This is a genomic window from Deinococcus sp. (genome assembly GCF_018260405.1).
Taxonomy (GTDB): Bacteria; Deinococcota; Deinococci; order Deinococcales; family Deinococcaceae; genus Deinococcus.
The window spans coordinates 1-774 of sequence record NZ_JAGLBG010000243.1 but is presented as its reverse complement, the minus strand read 5'-3'; the positions used below and the strand labels follow the sequence as shown (position 1 = coordinate 774).

General features: G+C 58.7%; 1 protein-coding gene. It reads left to right on the top strand.

Annotated features, from left to right (window positions below):
- Positions 1-14 precede the first annotated feature (14 nt).
- Positions 15-774: transposase (locus QZ269_RS13335; protein WP_291427177.1), on the top strand; the 760-nt coding region annotated here is incomplete at its 3' end.

Sequence of the window (774 nt, the reverse complement as noted above, 5' to 3'; positions counted from 1 at the left end):
TGGTAGGCCTGAGATTGACGCAGGGGGCCATCAATCAAGCCGCGATGCGGCTTGCCCAGGATGGACGCCCGCTGTCGAATCATGTGCTGGGCCTGGAACAGCACCTCCGTCAGGCGGCCTATGTTCATCACGACGATACGGGCTGGCGAGTGGGTGGGGAACAGGCCTGGGTGGGGGTTTACCAGAGCAGCAATGTCGTGCTGTTCAAGGTGAATCCGCGACACACGGCTGCGGAGTTGCACGCTGTCTTGAAGGATGGATTCCAGGGCACGCTGGTATGTGACCGCTACAGCGTGTATGACGCGCAGCAGTTCGCTGGGATGAAGCAACAGAAGTGCCTGGCCCATGTGCTGCGCAACATCAGCGATGTTGTGGGTCAGGTGAAGGGGCGTGCTGGAAGAGGACTGGTGTACCTGTGGAGGCTGAAGGCAAATCTTCAGGACGCACTGAAAGTCCATCGGGACTTTCAGGAAGGGAAAACGACCGAAAGGCAGTTCCGGTTTCGAGGGGAACTCGTCCAGGGGAGGGTCACCCGGCTGCTGAGTCGGACGGATCTCCGAACACCAGAGAGCGAACGTCTCCGCTCTGGGTTATGGAAGCAACATGAGAAAGGTCGACTGCTGCGTTTCCTGGAGGATCCGGTGATTCCACCGACGAATAATGCGGCAGAGCGACGACTGCGTCCCGCCGTGATCATACGGAAAGTGTCGCAGTGTAGCAAAAACCAACGAGGTGCACAGGCGCATATGCGGACTAAATCCGTTGTGGAGACGG